The following is a 17,082-nucleotide window of genomic DNA, read 5'->3' on the forward strand; positions in this document are numbered from 1 at the left end:
GCCGGTTATTTATTTTTATATTAATGAATTTTAAAGGCGGTACTTCATGGCGCAATCGAATAATAAACCTTTGGATATTGATGATATCCCTATCATTAATGACAATCAGCTAAAAAAAGCCACTTGGGCATCGGCGTTTAGTAATGCTATTGAGTGGTATGATTTTGGGGTATACAGTTTTGTGGCGTATATTATTGGGCAGGTGTTTTTTCCTCATGTTTCACCTAGCGTGCAGATTATTGCTGCGTTATCGACTTTTTCTATTCCTTTTTTTGTTCGCCCTTTAGGGGGGATTATTTTTGGTTTAATTGGTGACAATATTGGTCGCCAAAAAGTGCTATCTATCACTTTAGTGATAATGTCGTTAAGCACATTTTGTATTGGGTTGATTCCAACTTATGAGACGATTGGTATCACTTCGCCTGTGTTGCTGTTGATTGTTAAATTAGCCCAAGGGTTTTCAATCGGTGGGGAATACTCTGGCTCAGCAACGGTAGTTGCCGAATATTCGCCCGATCGTAAACGTGGTTTTATTGGTGGTTGGCTTGATTTTGGTTCAATGGTGGGTTTTATAATTGGTGCAGGGCTAGTGGTGTTTTTATCAATGTTACTCAGTCAATCGGCGCTATTTAGTTGGGGCTGGCGAATTCCGTTTTTAATAGCCTTACCGCTTGGGATCATTAGCTTTATCCTACATCATATTTCAGAAGAGACGCCAACTTTCCAACAACACCTTGAAGCCAGAGAGTTGCAAGATAAGGCTGAATTAACACTAAAAAAAGTTGTCGGTAAATATTGGCAGCATATTTTAATTTGTGCGGGATTGGTTATTGTAACAAATGTCTCGTTTTATCTGTTGCTAACGTATATGCCGAGCTATTTAGCGCATAATTTGAATTATGATACTGAACAAGGTTTGCTTATTATTATTGCGATTATGGTCGGTATGTTAATTATTCAACCTATTATCGGGTTATTAAGTGACAAGGTGGGTCGTAGACCTTTCATTTTAATCGGAAGTATAGGTTTATTGCTATTATCTTATCCTGCATTTATGTTAATTAATAGCCAGCAAATTCCTTTGGTTTTTTTAGGCGTATTTATTTTGGCCCTGTTTATTAACTGCTTTACTGGAATCATTACCTCAATATTACCCGCAATGTTTCCAACTAATATTCGCTATAGTGCTATTGCAAGCATTTTCAATGTTGCCATTATTATTGCCGGGGTAACGCCAACATTTGTGGCATGGCTTGTTGAATCAACTGGTAATTTATATATGCCCGCTTACAATTTAATGTTAGCAGGATTCATTGGTGTGATTACTGGGCTTGCTATGCATGAAACTGCAAATAAACCTTTACACGGCACTAATCCAACCGCCGCCAGTCGAGACGAAGCGCAATCACTTCTATCTGAACACTTTGATTCCATTGAAGAGGAAGTTGAAGATATCGATGAGCAGATCGAGGAACTACAAAATAAGCGACAAGAACTTGTCGATCAACATCCTAAATTGGATTAGTTAACTTTTTCCATTGCTTAGAATTAGTTTATAAAAGTTGAGGAAAGGAGGCTAAAGCTATTAAGCGCCAAACGTTTTACTCACTATTGGCTTAAATTGTTTAATATAAAATTATATTTTATACTGGATCGGATTTTTGACTTAGCAACGGAAAAGGAATGGGTAAAGTCACTTTTGAGCAATTTATTTATTTAAGCATTGTGGAATCGTATTGTTTTTCATAATGATTTATATGCTCAATGAATTTGATGCTTATTTAAAAGAAAGAGAAAGTCAAAGTCAAAAGCGAAAGAAGCCGAAGAAAATATTCAAAACAGATGTTCCATTAATTAAGTCGGTACAAGAATTTAAAAAATTAAAAAAGAGTAAACGCCGCAAATTTAGTTTTATGTGGAAGTGTTTTTATCGAATAAAGGATTTTTTTAGAAAAAAAAGTTGAGGAGTGGGGTTTTTGGAATATTAAAATCGCTCATTTTTATATCTTTTCTAATATCAAACCGTGGTCATTTTATATAACTTTTTTTATTCTAAACAAGTCTATTTTTAACTGGCTGTTCATCATTTTTTTATAAGCATTCATTGAAAATTTATTCTAAAAACGTTAACTTTTTGGTCTGCAAAATAGGTTAACTACTTTTCCCTTTTTTTTGATTATTTTTAGCTTTTTGTGTCAGTTTTGATATTTAGCGCTATAAAGTTTACTCCCCTCTTTTCAATAGATTATATTGGTTATAATATATCCAAAATTGGTTGAATTTACTTATAATAATTCAAAGAAGGGAAGATAAAATGGTTGCAAATAGTACATCAGATCTGATAACAAAATTAAAAAATATTGTTGGTGATAAATATACCTTAACTGATCCAAATCGGACTTTACCTTATCGTCAAGGTGCGCGTTTTGGTGTAGGTGATGCATTAGCTGTTGTTATCCCAGGCACGCTTTTAGAACAGTGGGAAGTTTTAAAGGCTTGTGTTGAGGCGGATGTGATTGTCATTACACAGTCTGCCAATACGGGGTTAACTGGTGGTTCTACTCCTGATGGTAATGATTATGACCGGCCAATAGTTATTGTTAGTACTCGTCGATTAGATGGTATTCAAGTGATTGAAAATGGTGATCAGGTGGTCTGTTTACCGGGTAGTACGTTATTCCATTTAGAAAAAGAGTTAAAAAAATATCACCGTGGTCCTCATTCTGTGATTGGCTCGTCTTGTATAGGTGCTTCGGTTTTAGGTGGCGTTTGCAACAATTCCGGCGGTGCTTTGATTCAACGTGGTCCTGCTTATACTCAAATGGCGGTATTTGCCCAGTTAGATGAGCAAGGTCAGCTACATTTAGTCAACCATTTAGGAATTGAATTGGGTGACACACCAGAAGCAATTTTAGAAAATTTACAAAAACGTGCTTATACCGATAACGATGTTAACCCTAATGCTGGTTTAGGCCATGATCACCATTATTGTGATCATGTACGACAAATCGATGCTGATACACCCGCTCGATATAATGCCGATCCAAGTCGTCATTACGAAGCGTCAGGTAGTGCTGGTCGATTGATGGTTTTTGCGGTGCGGTTAGATACTTTTCCTTTAGAAGAAAAGACCGCGGTATTTTATATTGGAACTAATGATACCAACGAACTGGATGATATTCGTCGTCATATTTTAGGAACTTTTAAGCATCTGCCAATTTCAGGTGAATATATTCATCGTGATGCGTTTGATATTGCAGCGGTATATGGCAAACATCTATTTTTAGCTATTCAGAAATTGGGTACCGATACGATCCCCCGTTTGTATGCGTTTAAGAATGTTGTCGATCGTATTGTGAGAAAAATCCCTTTCTTCCCTAACAGTTTTTCTGATTGGTTTGCGGTGAATGTGTGTAAGTTGTTACCTAAGCATTTGCCAAAATCGATGCGTGATTATCGTGATCGCTATGAGCATCATCTCATTTTGAAAATGTCTGATGACGGCATTGCCGAAGCTGAGGCATTTTTGAAGGAGTATTTTGCAGATAGTGAGAAACGTAGTGGTAGTTATTTCCGTTGTAATGATAAGGAAGCTGAGGCCGCTATGTTACACCGCTTTGCAACAGCGGGTGCTGCTACGGTTTATCGTAATGTTCATACTAAGACTGTCGAGGATTTGGTCGCTCTAGATATTGCTTTGCGTCGTAATGATAAGGAGTGGTTCGAAACGTTACCAGAAAGTATTAGTCAGCATTTTATTCATAAGCTTTATTATGGCCACTTTTTCTGTTCAGTGTTCCATCAAGACTATTTGGCTAAAAAAGGGACTGACTGTACTAAGATGAAAGAGGAGATGTTGGCGATACTCGATCAGCGTGGAGCACAATATCCGGCCGAACATAATGTTGGTCATTTGTATCATGCTAATTCTGATTTGAAAAATTTCTATCACGAGTTAGATCCAACTAATAGCTTTAATCCGGGTATTGGTAAAACATCTAAAAAGAAATTTTGGAAATGATTTAGAAACTAAACTGAACATTAAAACCGCCATTATTGAATTAATGGCGGTTTTTTTATTTAGAGTAATTTTTTTAGTTGATAGACTGCTTCTAACGCTTGTTTTGGCGTTAATGCATCTGGATCGAGCTGTTGTAGAGCTAGCTCGACTTCTGATGGTTCAGTATCACTGATCAAGGTCAGTTGTGAGCTTTCAATATGGCTGTCAGCTGTTGAGAGAACTTCTAGCTCTTTTAGCTTCTGTTTGGCTCGTTTTAATATCGTTTTAGGCACACCGGCTAATCCTGCCACAGCTATACCAAAACTTTTGCTCGCTGCACCTTCGGATACTTCATGAATGAAAGCGACAGTATTGTCGTGTTCAATCGCGTCAAAATGGATGTTGTAGACACCTTGTATCTGTTGAGGTAGTTGGGTTAGTTCAAAATAGTGGGTTGCAAATAGTGTCATTGCTTTGATTTCGTTAGCCAAATTTTCAGCACACGCCCAAGCTAATGAGAGACCATCATAGGTTGATGTTCCTCGGCCAATTTCGTCCATTAAAACTAAGCTATTTGGTGTAGCGTTATGCATAATGTTGGCGGTTTCGGTCATTTCAACCATAAATGTCGAACGCCCAGATGCTAAATCGTCAGATGCGCCAATACGGGTAAAGATACGATCAACCGGGCCTATTATTGCTTTCGAAGCTGGGACAAAGCTACCAATGTAAGCAAGTAAGACGATCAACGCTGCTTGGCGCATGTAGGTGCTTTTTCCGCCCATATTAGGGCCAGTGATAATTAGCATTCTTCTATCTGATGATAGTGAAAGTGAGTTGGCGATAAATGGCTTTTGTAATACTTGCTCGATCACAACGTGCCGCCCATCTTTGATTTCAATACCCGGTTTGTTGGTTAATGTTGGGCATCGGTAGTTGAGCGTTAGGGATCGTTCAGCAAGATTAGTCAGTACATCAAGCTCGGCAATCGCATCAGCGCTGGTTTGCATGTTAGCTAATTCTGGCATAAGTAGGTCGAACAGCTGTTCATAAAGCTGTTTCTCTAGTGCTAATGCACGACCTTTAGACGTTAAGACTTTGTCTTCGTACTCTTTTAACTCAGGAATGATGTAGCGTTCAACATTTTTAAGTGTTTGTCTTCGTGTGTAGTGTATTGGCGCTAGGTGGCTTTGGCCTCGGCTAATTTGGATGTAGTAACCATGTACCGCATTAAAGCCTACTTTTAAGGTGTCAATTCCTAAGGTTTCACGTTCTCGAATTTCAAGTTGTTCTAAGTAGTTAGTTGCACCATCTGCTAAATTGCGTAGTTCATCTAATTCTTGATGATAACCGGCAGCAATTACGCCTCCGTCTCGAATAATAACGGGTGGGGCTTCGACTATTGCACGATTTAAGATATCAGCAATTTGGTCAAACTGGTTAATTTTGGCGCGTAATGCAATTAGTGATGGCGCGTTGAATTCGGATAGCTGTTGTTGAAGCGTTGGCAATAGGTTATAGGCATCGCGTAGGCGAGCGAAATCTCGCGGGCGAGCACTTCTCAATGCTAATCTTGCTAAAATTCGTTCAAGATCACCAATCTGTTTTAATAGCGGTTGTAGGTCGGTGATATGGTTTTGCAGTTCTTGAATTGCTAGCTGTCGGTTTTGTAATATTGCTAGATTACGGATTGGCGAATGCAGCCAGCGTTTAAGCATTCGACTACCCATTGCAGTTTGGGTTTTATCTAAGATATCAGCTACAGTATGTTCTGTTCCACCTGATAGGTTTTCGGTAATTTCTAAGTTTCTGCGAGTGGATGCATCGAGCACGACAAAATCAACTGGCGATTCTTTAACTATTGAGCGAATATGTGGCATGGCTGTGCGTTGGGTATCTTTTACGTATTGTAATAAACAGCCTGCTGCACATAATGCATAATGGCACTCTTCTACCCCATATCCAATTAAATCATTAGTTCCAAATTGTAAATTGAGTTGTTGTTTGGCGGTTTCGAGATCGAAGTCCCAAATTGGTCGCCGTCTTAATCCATGACGGTTTTCAATTAGGTTCATTGATTGAAAATCTTCTGGGTAGAGTAACTCAACTGGGTTAGTTCGCTGTAATTCTGCTTGGATAGCTTCTGGATTATCGCATTCAAATACAAAAAAACGGCCTGAACTTATGTCTAAAGTGGCGTAACCAAAGTGCTCTTTTTGTTGCCATATGCACGCGAGTAAGTTGTCTTTACGATCTTCTAATAGTGATTCATCACTCACTGTGCCTGGTGTAACAATTCGAACAATTTTACGTTCAACGGGGCCTTTGCTGGTTGCAGGATCACCTATTTGCTCACAAATTGCTACTGATTCGCCAAGCGATATAAGTTTAGCTAAGTAGCTTTCAACTGCATGATAAGGCACTCCAGCCATAGGAATTGGCTGTCCATTTGATGAGCCTCGTTTAGTCAGCGATATATCTAAGAGTTGCGAACCACGTTTGGCATCATCATAAAACATCTCATAAAAATCACCCATTCGATAAAACAGTAAAATATCCGGATTTTCAGCTTTCAATTTTAGGTATTGTCGCATCATTGGTGTGTGGTCGGTGAGGTTGTCGTATTCGGTCATATTATTAATTCTTTTTTATCTAAAACTCTGGCGATTATTATCTCTAACCTTGCTTGTATTTTGTACAATCTTCGATTTTGCTCTTTAAGTAACCCAGTTATTAAAAAGCTAAAAATTGGTTCAACTTATTTTTTTATTCGATATTGTATATTTTTGGGTGATTGTATCATTTTATATGATGTAATGAAAATGAGCTGATTGGTTGTAAATAATAAAAACAATGAATAATGTAGAGTTTAAAGCGATGATTATATTTCATCTATCAACTTTTTAAGTTAATCGATATTATCGCTTTTGAGGTTGAAGTGAGCTTAAGTCATTATCAATAAAATGAGTGTTAGTGCATTATCATCCTTGATTTAAAATAAGTTTATATTGAAAATAAAATTAGCTTTTTGATTTATAATATGCCTATTTAGGCTGGCTATCATCGGATGATAATTAAGATGGTTTTCTGTTAAATTTATTCTTACCAATTATTTTAATTCAGCTTGAATAAACCTCAAAAATTTGGTAGTTTATTGCCAATTATTTTATCATTTAACACAAATAAAGAAGGTAATTGTTATGACAATCAAAGTAGGTATTAATGGTTTTGGCCGTATCGGTCGTATTGTTTTCCGTGCTGCACAAAAACGTTCTGACATCGAAATTGTTGCAATCAACGATTTATTAGACGTTGATTATATGGCTTATATGCTTAAATATGATTCAACTCACGGTCGTTTTGACGGTACTGTTGAAGTTAAAGACGGTAAATTAATCGTTAATGGTAAAACAATCCGCGTTACTGCTGAAAGAGATCCTGCGAACTTAAAATGGAATGAAGTAGGTGTTGATGTTGTAGCTGAAGCAACTGGTTTATTCTTAACTGATGAAACTGCTCGTAAACATATCCAAGCTGGTGCTAAAAAAGTTGTTTTAACTGGTCCTTCAAAAGATAGCACACCAATGTTTGTAATGGGTGTTAATGATAAAGATTATGCTGGTCAAGATATCGTTTCTAACGCATCTTGTACTACTAACTGTTTAGCGCCTTTAGCTAAAGTAGTTAATGATAACTTCGGTATCGTTGAAGCGTTAATGACTACAGTTCACGCAACTACAGCAACTCAAAAAACTGTTGATGGTCCTTCTCATAAAGACTGGCGTGGTGGTCGTGGTGCTGCTCAAAACATCATCCCTTCATCAACTGGTGCTGCTAAAGCTGTAGGTAAAGTTATCCCTGAATTAAATGGTAAATTAACTGGTATGGCTTTCCGCGTTCCAACTCCAGACGTTTCTGTTGTTGACTTAACTGCACGTTTAGCAAAACCAGCTAAATACGAAGATATCTGTAAAGTTATCAAAGCAGCAGCTGAAGGTCCTATGAAAGGCGTTCTTGGTTATACTGAAGATGACGTTGTGTCTACAGATTTCTTAGGTGAAGTTTGTACTTCTGTATTTGATGCTAAAGCAGGTATCCAATTAAGCGATAACTTTGTTAAATTAGTATCTTGGTACGATAATGAAGTTGGTTATTCAAACAAAGTATTAGACTTAATCGCAGTTGTTTCTAAAAAATAAGAAGCATTGTAATTGATAAAAAAAGCGACCTTGAGTCGCTTTTTTTATTTCTGCTAAGAATGATTATTCGTAAGCATAAAAAACGCCTATTTGAAAAAATAGGCGTTTTACTTTTATTATTTAATTAAAATTTAATTAGATAACAACAACTTCAGCCGCTGCTGGTCCACGTGGGCTATCTTGGATCGCAAATTCGACTTGTTGTCCTTCAGCTAAGGTTTTAAAGCCGTCGCCTGAGATTGCAGAGAAGTGAACAAATACATCTTTGCTTCCATCGGCTGGGGTAATAAAACCAAAACCTTTACTTTCATTGAACCATTTTACTTGGCCTGTTTTTTTATTCATTTACTAGACATCCTAACAATAATTAATAATTTGCCTTATCGGCTGTTTAGGCTTAACAAAACATTGTTTACATCAACTCAAAAACTAATCTAACCAGTTTACCACTAAATTAAAAAGTTAATCGTTTCCATAAAAATGCTTCTTTTGTTCACCCAGGACTATTACCTCATAAATCATAATCGAAAGCAAGAGTTTCATGACATTTTTTTCATCTTAGGATGAAGTTTTTTATATGATTTTTTGGTAATTGATCGTTTTTTGATCTATAGCAAATTACTGATATTATAACTACTTGAAGTTATTTCGAAAGTCAAAAAAAGTCTAAAAATGTGAGTCATAAAAATTTTTCTTTATGACTCGGTAAAGCGATTACTTTTTTGTAAAGAAGGGGTTATTTTGCACGTTCAAATGATTCGATAATTTCTTTGCGAGCTGCTTCTGCGTTATCCCAACCTTCAACTTTTACCCATTTACCTTTTTCAAGGGCTTTGTATTGTTCAAAGAAGTGTTTGATTTGAGATTTTAATAACTCAGGTAAGTCATCTACATCTTTAATATGATCGTATTCTTTTGATAGTTTAGTGTGTGGTACTGCAACTAATTTAGCATCAGAACCCGCCTCATCAGTCATTTTTAATACACCAACTGGACGGCAACGAATTACTGAACCTGGTTGTAATGGGTATGGTGTTGGGACTAATACGTCAACAGGATCGCCATCTAGTGATAAAGTGTGGTTGATATAACCATAGTTACATGGATAGAACATTGCTGTTGCCATAAAACGATCGACAAATACTGCACCAGTGTCTTTATCAACTTCATATTTAATTGGGTCAGCATTCGCTGGGATTTCGATTACAACATAGATGTCGTCTGGTAATTCTTTACCTGCTGGTACATTTAATAGTCCCATTTTTGTGTCCTCTATCTTTTATTTGTTAATAGTGTTTAATGATAAATATAAAGCGAACATTATAAAAATTTACTCTGTTTCGCTCAAATCTTTTAGATATTGAAAAATTTGTCTGGCTGTTTTTGGGGTTTTGTTTGCAGAGAGTTGTTTTTTGGCTAAACGCGCTAGTGTGCGTAGTTGCTGTCTATCTGCGGAAGGGAAAAGCCCCATTATTGATTCTGCATCACCCGTTTCTATAAGTTCGTCACGCAATTTTTCTAATCGATGAAATAGGGCGACTTGTTGGTTATGGCGATTTTTAAGTTTATCCAAAGCTAATGTTATAGGTTCAATATCACGACTTCGAAGTAGTTTACCAATGTATTGGATTTGCCTACGATAGCCTTCTTTTTTTATTTTTTGCGCTAATTCAATCGCATAAAGTAGATCTTCATCAAGGGGAATTTTAGCAATTTCATTTTTGCTTAAGTTGACAAGTTCGACACCTAACTTTTTAAGTGCTTCAGCATCACGTTTGATTTCACTTTTACTGACGTAAATAATGTCATCGTCTTGAGGATCAATGTTGAAGTCAGGTTCTAAATTTGGCTCTTGATTGTTATTCATGCTATTTCTTTTGTTAACTAAAATTGAATTCTGGCATATTATAACGTATCACTAGCAGAATTGTAGAAAATAATAAAATGAGTATTGAACAAATTAAAAAAGACGCGTTAAGCCAAAAGCAACATTTGTCAGCAATTGTTGCCGATGCTATTAGCCAGGCAAAAGCTCGAGTTGATGCGGTTGAGGTATCGATTAATCAATCAACAGGTATTAGTGTTAGTACACGAGATGGTGAGGCTGAGAATGTTGAGTTTAATAGTGATGGTGCGTTAGGTATTACTGTTTATCAAAATCAGCGTAAGGGTAGTGCGTCAACCAGTGATTTGTCACCACAGGCAATCAGTCAAACTGTGGATATGGCTATTAATATTATGCAATATACGTCAGCAGATCCTTGTTCTGGTCTTGGCGATCCCGATTTAATGGCTTTTGATGCGCCAGATTTAGATCTGTTTTATCCAAGTGATTTGAATGTTGATAATGCAATTGAACAGGCAAAACAGGCTGAACTAAGTGCGTTGGCAAGGTCTTCTTTAATAAGCTGTGACGGTGGTTATTTTAATAGTCGTTATGGTGTTTATGTTTATGGTAATAGTTTAGGGATGTTACAAGGTTACTGTGCAAGTTCGCATTCACTTTCTTGCTCTGTTATTGCTGAACAAAATGGGCAAATGGAGCGTAATTATGAATATACGTCATCCCGTGTTGCTAACCAATTAAAATCACCTGATTGGGTTGGTAATCATGCTGCTGAAAAGACGGTTGCTCATTTAGGTGCTAAACAAATAAAGACTATGCAAGTTCCAGTTCTTTTTTGTGCAGAAGTTGCTGTTGGGTTGATTCGCCATTTAGTTGGAGCCATTAGTGGTGGTGCTATTTACCGAAAATCCTCTTTTTTATTAGATAGTGTGGGTAATGCGATTTTTCCTGATTGGCTGACAATTTTAGAAGATCCTTATATTTTAAAAGGAGTTGGGTCATCACCTTTTGATAGTGAAGGAACCAAAACAGTTAAGCGCAATATTATTGAAGACGGTATTTTACAAACTTATTTGTTAAGTAACTATTCAGCTAGAAAATTAGGGCTAAAATCGACAGGACATGCTGGTGGTATACATAATTGGTTAGTTTCACCAAGTCAAACTGATTCTGATTTTGATACAATGCTAAGAAAATTAGATAAAGGTGTTGTTATTACGTCATTAATGGGACAAGGTGTTAATAATGTTACGGGTGATTATTCGCGTGGCGCCTCTGGTTTTTGGGTGGAAAATGGTAAAATACAGTATCCAATCAATGAAATTACCGTCGCGGGTAACCTTAAGGATATTTACCAAAATATTGTGGCAATAGGCAGTGATATTGAGACAAGAAGTAATATTCAAACGGGATCAATATTAGTAGAAAATATGAGTGTAGCAGGGAAATAATCAAACATGGGAAAGTTTACCAGTAGCGCATTATTCCAAAAAATTATTTTTTGGATGCCAGGCCTGATGAGTTTATTGCGATATAAGCGCGAATATCTTAGTTTTGATATTAAAGCAGGATTATCAGTGGCAGCAGTTTCTTTGCCTGTTTCTATCGCTTATGCAGAGCTTACAGGCGTTGGTGCGATTGCGGGATTATATTCAACTATCTTGCCGCTTATTGTCTATGCGCTTTTTGGTTCATCCAGGCAATTGATTGTCGGTCCCGATACAGCTACCTGTGCTGTGGTTGCTGCTGTGGTATTTCCTTTAGCAGCTAATGATCCTGTTTTACGTTGGCAATTGGTGGTGCTGTTGACCATTATGATCGGTATTTGGTGCTTGATTGCCGGAAAACTCCATTTAGGTGCTTTGGCGGATTTATTAAGTCAGCCAATTTTGATTGGCCTACTTAATGGGATTTCAATTACTATTATGGTCGATCAGTTAGCTAAGATGTTTGGCTTTAAGTATGATTATTCTTATTTGATTGAACGCATTGCTTATCTACCTTTTAAAATATCTGAAATTCATGTGTTAACGGCATTTATATCTTTTTGTACACTTGCGATTTTGGTTGTATTGAAAAAATTCAAGCCACGTTATCCAGCCCCTTTGTTTGCTGTAATTATTATGACGTTTCTCTCTTGGCTGTTTAATTTTGAACATTATAATGTTCGAATCATTGGTGGAGTAACGAGTGATTTTATTCCTGCTGAGTCATGGATTGATTTTGATAAGGGCTTGATGCGTAATTTAGTCGTTCCTTCGCTCAATATCGCCGTTATTTGTTTTGTAAGTATGATGATTACGGTACGAAGCTTTGCCTCTAAAAATAATTATGAGACTAATGCCGATGTTGAATTTAAAGCATTAGGTATGGCTAATATTGTTGCAGGTTTATCGCAAGGCTTTGTAGTCAGCGGTACCTCATCACGTACCGCGGTTAATGATGCCAATGGTGGTAAAACGCAATTAGTATCAATTATTGCGGCTGTTTTGATTGGCTTTGTCGTATTGTTCTTTTTGTCACCACTACAATATATTCCAACTTGTGTGTTGGCGGTGATTTTAATATATTCTTCTTTATCTCTTATCAATTTCCAAACTATTATCCGATTTTTTAAATTCGATCGTGATGCGTTTTATTTAAGCTTAACTACGTTAATTTCGGTGTTAGTTATTGGTATTATTCCCGGTATGGCGTTGGCCGTTTTATTAGGGCTGTTTTTATTTTTGCGTCGTGTGTTTAGGCCGAATGATCAATTATTAGGTGTTGATGAAAGTGGACGAATTCATTCAATTGGTTCGGATGTTAGTCCATTAAGTAACACTATGATTTATCGCTTTAATTCTCCATTAACTTATTTCAATATTGCATACTTTAAACGTAGGATTATTAATTATATAGATGAATCTCCTGAGACAATTAATTATGTGATTGTTGATGCTATTCCTTGCTTTACCTATAAAGATGTTAGTGTTTTGACCGGTATTGACGAGTTGGTTAAATCATTGAAGGTTAGAAATGTGGTACTAATTTTATCTGGCCGACGTAAAACATTGAAGAATTGGTTTAAGCAGATGAATATTAAATTAGATACTGATTATATTGAGTTTGCTTATGATCTTTATTTTGCTGTAAGGTCAGTTCAGAGTAAAGAACATATGGAAAGCAAAAACGACGAGGATATAAATAATTAAATTTTTAATCATTTTTTAATTAGCTAGGGATAATTGTGAATCAGATAAAAGATCCACTCAAAATTGAGATGCTTAGTACTGGAGATGAGGTTTTATATGGTCAAATTGTTGATACTAATGCAGCTTGGTTATCTGATTTTTTATTTGAAGAAGGCATTTCTATCACTTCGCGCCATACAGTAGGGGATGATTTGTTGACATTGGTTGATACTCTGCAAGAGCGTAGCTTACACAATGATATTTTAATTGTGAATGGAGGGTTAGGACCAACAAGTGATGATCTAAGTGCACAAGCAGCTGCACAGGCTAATAATGAGTCTTTGGTTTTACACGATGAGTGGCTTAAAGTGCTTGAACGCTACTTCCTGAATCGCGGTAGAAAAATGCCATCAAGCAATATCAAACAAGCAATGTTACCTCAAAGTGCAACGTTAATTGATAATCCAATCGGAACGGCATGTGGCTTTAAGATGGTGATAAATAATTGTCTATTATTCTTTACGCCAGGCGTTCCTTCTGAATTTAAAGAAATGATTAGAACTTCAATTTTGCCTGACATTAAGATGATCTATCCTATAACCGAACGTAAACTCTGTTATCGATTAACCACCATGGGGCGAACAGAAAGTGATTTAGGAATGGAGATCGAGACTTCATTAGATATTCCTGATTTTATTACAGTTGGTTATCGTGCAGCAATGCCTATTATTGAATTGAAATTAACTGGGCCAGAAAGTAAAAAAAGTGAAATGGATAGCGCATGGCACAAAATAAAGTCTATTGTTGCAGATAATTTACTTTGTGAAGGTGTTAATCAAGGTGTATCAGGTTTAGCTCAGGTTGTATCAAGATTGTTAAATGAAACGAATCAATCTATTGTGGTCATTGAACAACAATCAGCTGGAGTAATTGGTTATCACCTATTAGAAGCCAATGCCCCCGTGGTGAAATCAGAAGTGGTACCTTTTGTGATGGAAGAACCACTTAATTACTTTTCACAAGTATTGCAAAATCAAAAAGCCGATATTGCGCTAGGGGTAGTCAATTTTCAAGAAAAGAATACGGAATTTACTTTAGTTATTGTCACTAAAAATCAAGAATTGCATTTTAAATTGAAGTATACTGGTAGAGTTCAAAATAATAAGATCCAACAACAAATTTTATCTGCGATTGCTTTAGATGGTTTGCGTCGTTATCTTTTAAATCTGCCTATCATTGGGCCTAACGTTTGGTTAGAGTTATTGGTATAGTTTTATCGTATAGTTTTAACAAATAGTTTTATAATATTGCTTCCGCTTTTAGAACGATTTTACAGGGGTTTTTCATTTGTTAGTAATATTAGTTATGGACAATTCCCTACAAAATTAAGTAGAATAGCGGATCTTTCAATTGAAGCATATAAGTTAATATATTAGAGGTAAAAATGGCTCGTGTAACTGTCCAAGATGCAGTAGAAAAAATTGGTAATCGCTTTGATCTCGTTTTAGTTGCAGCAAGACGTGCTCGTCAATTACAAGTTGAAAACAAAACGCCACTAATTCCAGAAGAAAACGATAAAGAAACTGTAGTTGCTTTACGCGAAATTGAAGATGGGCTTGTAAATAAACAAATTCTTGATACTGCTGAATTCCAAGCTCGTCAAGATGAAGAATCAGAAGTGCGTAATGCTCTTCATGAAACGGTACTTTTAGAAAATACTCCCTCATACGAATAAACATTGCTGAGAATTGTCCATGCAATATTTTGAAAGCTTAAAAGAGGTTGTTGCATTTTATCTTCCAGCTAAACAAGTTGAATTAATTCAAAATGCCTACTTTTTTGCGAAACAAGCGCATGAAGGACAATTCCGTTGTAGCGGTGAACCCTATATTACTCATCCGGTTGCTGTAGCAACCATTTTAGCCGATATGCGGCTGGATTATGAGACCATCATCGCTGCACTTTTGCATGACACCATCGAAGATACCCAAGTCACCTTTCAAGATATAACACAAAAATTTGGCAAACATGTTGCCGTGTTAGTTGAAGGTGTTTCGAAACTTGATAAGTTAAAATTTAGAAACCGACAAGAAGCTCAAGCTGAAAATTTTCGCAAAATGGTTTTAGCCATGACCGAAGATGTCCGAGTGATTCTAATTAAGTTAGCTGATAGAACGCATAATATGCGTACTCTTGGGGCATTAAGACCGGATAAACGTCGACGTATTGCTAAAGAAACATTAGAGATTTATGCTCCTTTGGCTCATCGTTTAGGTATTCATCATATTAAAACTGAGCTTGAAATACTTGGTTTTACGGCGATGCATCCTAATCGCGCTAAAGTTCTTGAAAAAGTTGTTAAGATTGCTCGTGGTACCAGAAAAGAGCTTATTCAGCAAATTCTATCAGAAATTAAAGGGCGTTTAGCTGAAGCGAATATCAATGCCCAAGTGGAAGCGCTTGAAAAGAACATTTATGCTATTTATCAAAAGATGCAACTTCGTGAACAGCATTTCCATTCAATTATGGATATTTATGTTTTCCGAATTGTAGTTGATGATGTTGATACTTGTTATCGTGCACTTGGTTTAGTCCATAACTTATATAAACCTCGACTTAATCGTTTTAAAGATTATATTGCTATTCCTAAAGCGAATGGTTATCAATCGTTGCATTCATCATTGATTGGCCCACATGGTACGCCTGTGGAAGTGCAAATTCGAACCGAAGATATGGATCAAATGGCAGAAATGGGTGTGGCTGCGCATTGGATTTATAATGAAAATGATGAGTTAAATAACACTACTACTCAGATTAAAGCCCAGCGTTGGATGCAGAGCTTGTTGGAACTTCAACAAAGTGTTGGTAATTCATTTGAGTTTATTGAAAATGTTAAATCTGACCTTTTTCCAAAAGAAATTTATGTTTTTACACCCAAAGGTCGAATTGTTCAATTACCTGAAGGTTCAACAGCAGTTGATTTAGCATATGCTGTGCATTCTGATATCGGTTTCCAGTGTATTGGGGCTTTAGTTGATCGTAAACCTTACCCGCTTTCTCAACCTTTAAGCAATGGTCAAACTGTTGAAATTATTACGTCTCCAGAAAGTCGTCCTAATGCAAGCTGGCTTAATTTTGTGGTTAGTGCTAAAGCAAGATCTCGCATTCGACAAGCATTGAAAACCTTGAAGCGCGAAGATGCTATTTTATTAGGTCGTAAATTGCTTAATTTAGCGCTTATTAAATCGGGTGGAATCGACTCGCTAACTGATAAGCAGAAAGATCGTATTGTTAGTTTGACTAAGTTGACTTCGTTTGAGGATGTATTAGCTGAAATAGGACTAGGCAATATTATGAGCCATTTTATTGTCAAAGGCCTTGAACATAAAGCGCTTTTATTTAATCAATCTGAGGAAAATAAAACATTAGTTATAACGGGAAGTGAAGGGGTATTAGTTACTTTTTCAAAATGTTGTCATCCTATTCCTAATGATCCTATTGTCGGTCATGTTAGCCCTGAAAAAGGTTTAACTGTGCATCATGAATCTTGTCGCAATGTTAGTGGTTATCAGAATAATCCCGATAAATATATTTCGCTTAAATGGGCACCAGATATTGAGCAGTTTTTTGTAGCTGAAATTTGGGTAGATATTATTAATAATCAGGGTTCTTTAGGTCATGTTCTTTCTATCATTAATGATGAGAAAGCACATATTCAATGGTTAAACACGGAAGAAAAAGATAGGCAAATCTATACAATTATTTTGCAAATTGAAGTTAAGAATACTCAACAACTTAATGATTTAATTCGAAAATTATCACTACAACAAGATGTAGTGAGTGTGACACGTAATATTAATTAGT

Annotated in this window: 12 protein-coding genes; 8 read left to right on the plus strand and 4 right to left on the minus strand. The window is 36.4% G+C overall.

What is annotated here, in order from left to right; genetic code table 11:
• Positions 1-46 precede the first annotated feature (46 nt).
• Together proP and dld are read left to right on the plus strand one after the other, a co-directional pair.
• A complete protein-coding gene (gene proP / locus J3U24_RS07060) occupies positions 47-1,525 on the plus strand; it encodes a glycine betaine/L-proline transporter ProP (protein WP_267337427.1) in 1,479 nt (492 codons plus the stop codon).
• Between the two features lie 789 nt (positions 1,526-2,314).
• Complete coding sequence (gene dld, locus J3U24_RS07065) at positions 2,315-4,021, plus strand: D-lactate dehydrogenase (RefSeq protein WP_267337426.1); 1,707 nt, start codon at positions 2,315-2,317, stop codon at positions 4,019-4,021.
• Between the two features lie 59 nt (positions 4,022-4,080).
• Here dld and mutS read toward each other — a convergent pair whose 3' ends face one another.
• The gene (mutS, locus tag J3U24_RS07070; RefSeq protein ID WP_267337425.1) at positions 4,081-6,633 is read right to left on the minus strand and encodes a DNA mismatch repair protein MutS; all 2,553 of its coding nucleotides are present in this window, start codon (positions 6,631-6,633) and stop codon (positions 4,081-4,083) included.
• A 567-nt stretch (positions 6,634-7,200) separates the two neighbouring features.
• Between mutS and gapA the strand changes: the two genes are divergently transcribed.
• Positions 7,201-8,199, plus strand: coding sequence for a glyceraldehyde-3-phosphate dehydrogenase (gapA, locus tag J3U24_RS07075; RefSeq protein WP_065563148.1), 999 nt, complete (start codon positions 7,201-7,203; stop codon positions 8,197-8,199).
• A 135-nt stretch (positions 8,200-8,334) separates the two neighbouring features.
• On the opposite strand, the gene J3U24_RS07080 is transcribed toward gapA, so the two are convergent.
• The 3 genes from J3U24_RS07080 to yjgA form a co-directional block, all read right to left on the minus strand.
• On the minus strand, positions 8,335-8,544 hold the full coding sequence (locus J3U24_RS07080) for a cold shock domain-containing protein (RefSeq protein ID WP_025315032.1): 210 nt from the start codon (positions 8,542-8,544) through the stop codon (positions 8,335-8,337).
• Between the two features lie 391 nt (positions 8,545-8,935).
• The gene (ppa, locus tag J3U24_RS07085; RefSeq protein WP_065563147.1) at positions 8,936-9,460 is read right to left on the minus strand and encodes an inorganic diphosphatase; all 525 of its coding nucleotides are present in this window, start codon (positions 9,458-9,460) and stop codon (positions 8,936-8,938) included.
• 69 nt (positions 9,461-9,529) lie between these two features.
• Positions 9,530-10,066, minus strand: a complete 537-nt coding sequence (gene yjgA / locus J3U24_RS07090; protein WP_267337424.1) for a ribosome biogenesis factor YjgA — start codon at positions 10,064-10,066, stop codon at positions 9,530-9,532.
• Positions 10,067-10,143: 77 nt separating this feature from the next.
• Here yjgA and pmbA point away from each other — a divergent pair, with 77 nt between their 5' ends.
• From pmbA to spoT, 5 genes are all read left to right on the plus strand, one after another.
• On the plus strand, positions 10,144-11,496 hold the full coding sequence (pmbA, locus tag J3U24_RS07095; RefSeq protein WP_267337423.1) for a metalloprotease PmbA: 1,353 nt from the start codon (positions 10,144-10,146) through the stop codon (positions 11,494-11,496).
• Between the two features lie 6 nt (positions 11,497-11,502).
• Positions 11,503-13,239 carry a SulP family inorganic anion transporter gene (locus J3U24_RS07100; protein ID WP_267330638.1) on the plus strand — a complete coding sequence of 579 codons (1,737 nt, stop codon included), beginning with the start codon at positions 11,503-11,505 and terminating at the stop codon, positions 13,237-13,239.
• A 35-nt stretch (positions 13,240-13,274) separates the two neighbouring features.
• A complete protein-coding gene (locus J3U24_RS07105; RefSeq protein WP_267337422.1) occupies positions 13,275-14,489 on the plus strand; it encodes a CinA family nicotinamide mononucleotide deamidase-related protein in 1,215 nt (404 codons plus the stop codon).
• A 173-nt stretch (positions 14,490-14,662) separates the two neighbouring features.
• Complete coding sequence (gene rpoZ, locus J3U24_RS07110; RefSeq protein WP_065563143.1) at positions 14,663-14,953, plus strand: DNA-directed RNA polymerase subunit omega; 291 nt, start codon at positions 14,663-14,665, stop codon at positions 14,951-14,953.
• Positions 14,954-14,972: 19 nt separating this feature from the next.
• Positions 14,973-17,081 (plus strand): bifunctional GTP diphosphokinase/guanosine-3',5'-bis pyrophosphate 3'-pyrophosphohydrolase, encoded by a 2,109-nt coding sequence (spoT, locus tag J3U24_RS07115; protein ID WP_220225826.1) that lies wholly within the window; start codon positions 14,973-14,975, stop codon positions 17,079-17,081.
• Position 17,082 lies beyond the last annotated feature (1 nt).

This window comes from Gilliamella sp. B2785, assembly GCF_026537005.1.
In the GTDB taxonomy this organism is placed as follows: domain Bacteria; phylum Pseudomonadota; class Gammaproteobacteria; order Enterobacterales; family Orbaceae; genus Gilliamella; species Gilliamella apicola_E.

Coding starts and splice junctions, on each gene's coding strand:
- yjgA (WP_267337424.1), bottom strand. CDS start 10,066: ATGAATAACAATCAAGAGCCAAATTTAGAACCTGACTTCAACATTGAT.
- gapA (WP_065563148.1), top strand. CDS start 7,201: ATGACAATCAAAGTAGGTATTAATGGTTTTGGCCGTATCGGTCGTATT.
- spoT (WP_220225826.1), top strand. CDS start 14,973: ATGCAATATTTTGAAAGCTTAAAAGAGGTTGTTGCATTTTATCTTCCA.
- ppa (WP_065563147.1), bottom strand. CDS start 9,460: ATGGGACTATTAAATGTACCAGCAGGTAAAGAATTACCAGACGACATC.
- dld (WP_267337426.1), top strand. CDS start 2,315: ATGGTTGCAAATAGTACATCAGATCTGATAACAAAATTAAAAAATATT.
- rpoZ (WP_065563143.1), top strand. CDS start 14,663: ATGGCTCGTGTAACTGTCCAAGATGCAGTAGAAAAAATTGGTAATCGC.
- J3U24_RS07080 (WP_025315032.1), bottom strand. CDS start 8,544: ATGAATAAAAAAACAGGCCAAGTAAAATGGTTCAATGAAAGTAAAGGT.
- mutS (WP_267337425.1), bottom strand. CDS start 6,633: ATGACCGAATACGACAACCTCACCGACCACACACCAATGATGCGACAA.
- proP (WP_267337427.1), top strand. CDS start 47: ATGGCGCAATCGAATAATAAACCTTTGGATATTGATGATATCCCTATC.
- pmbA (WP_267337423.1), top strand. CDS start 10,144: ATGAGTATTGAACAAATTAAAAAAGACGCGTTAAGCCAAAAGCAACAT.
- J3U24_RS07100 (WP_267330638.1), top strand. CDS start 11,503: ATGGGAAAGTTTACCAGTAGCGCATTATTCCAAAAAATTATTTTTTGG.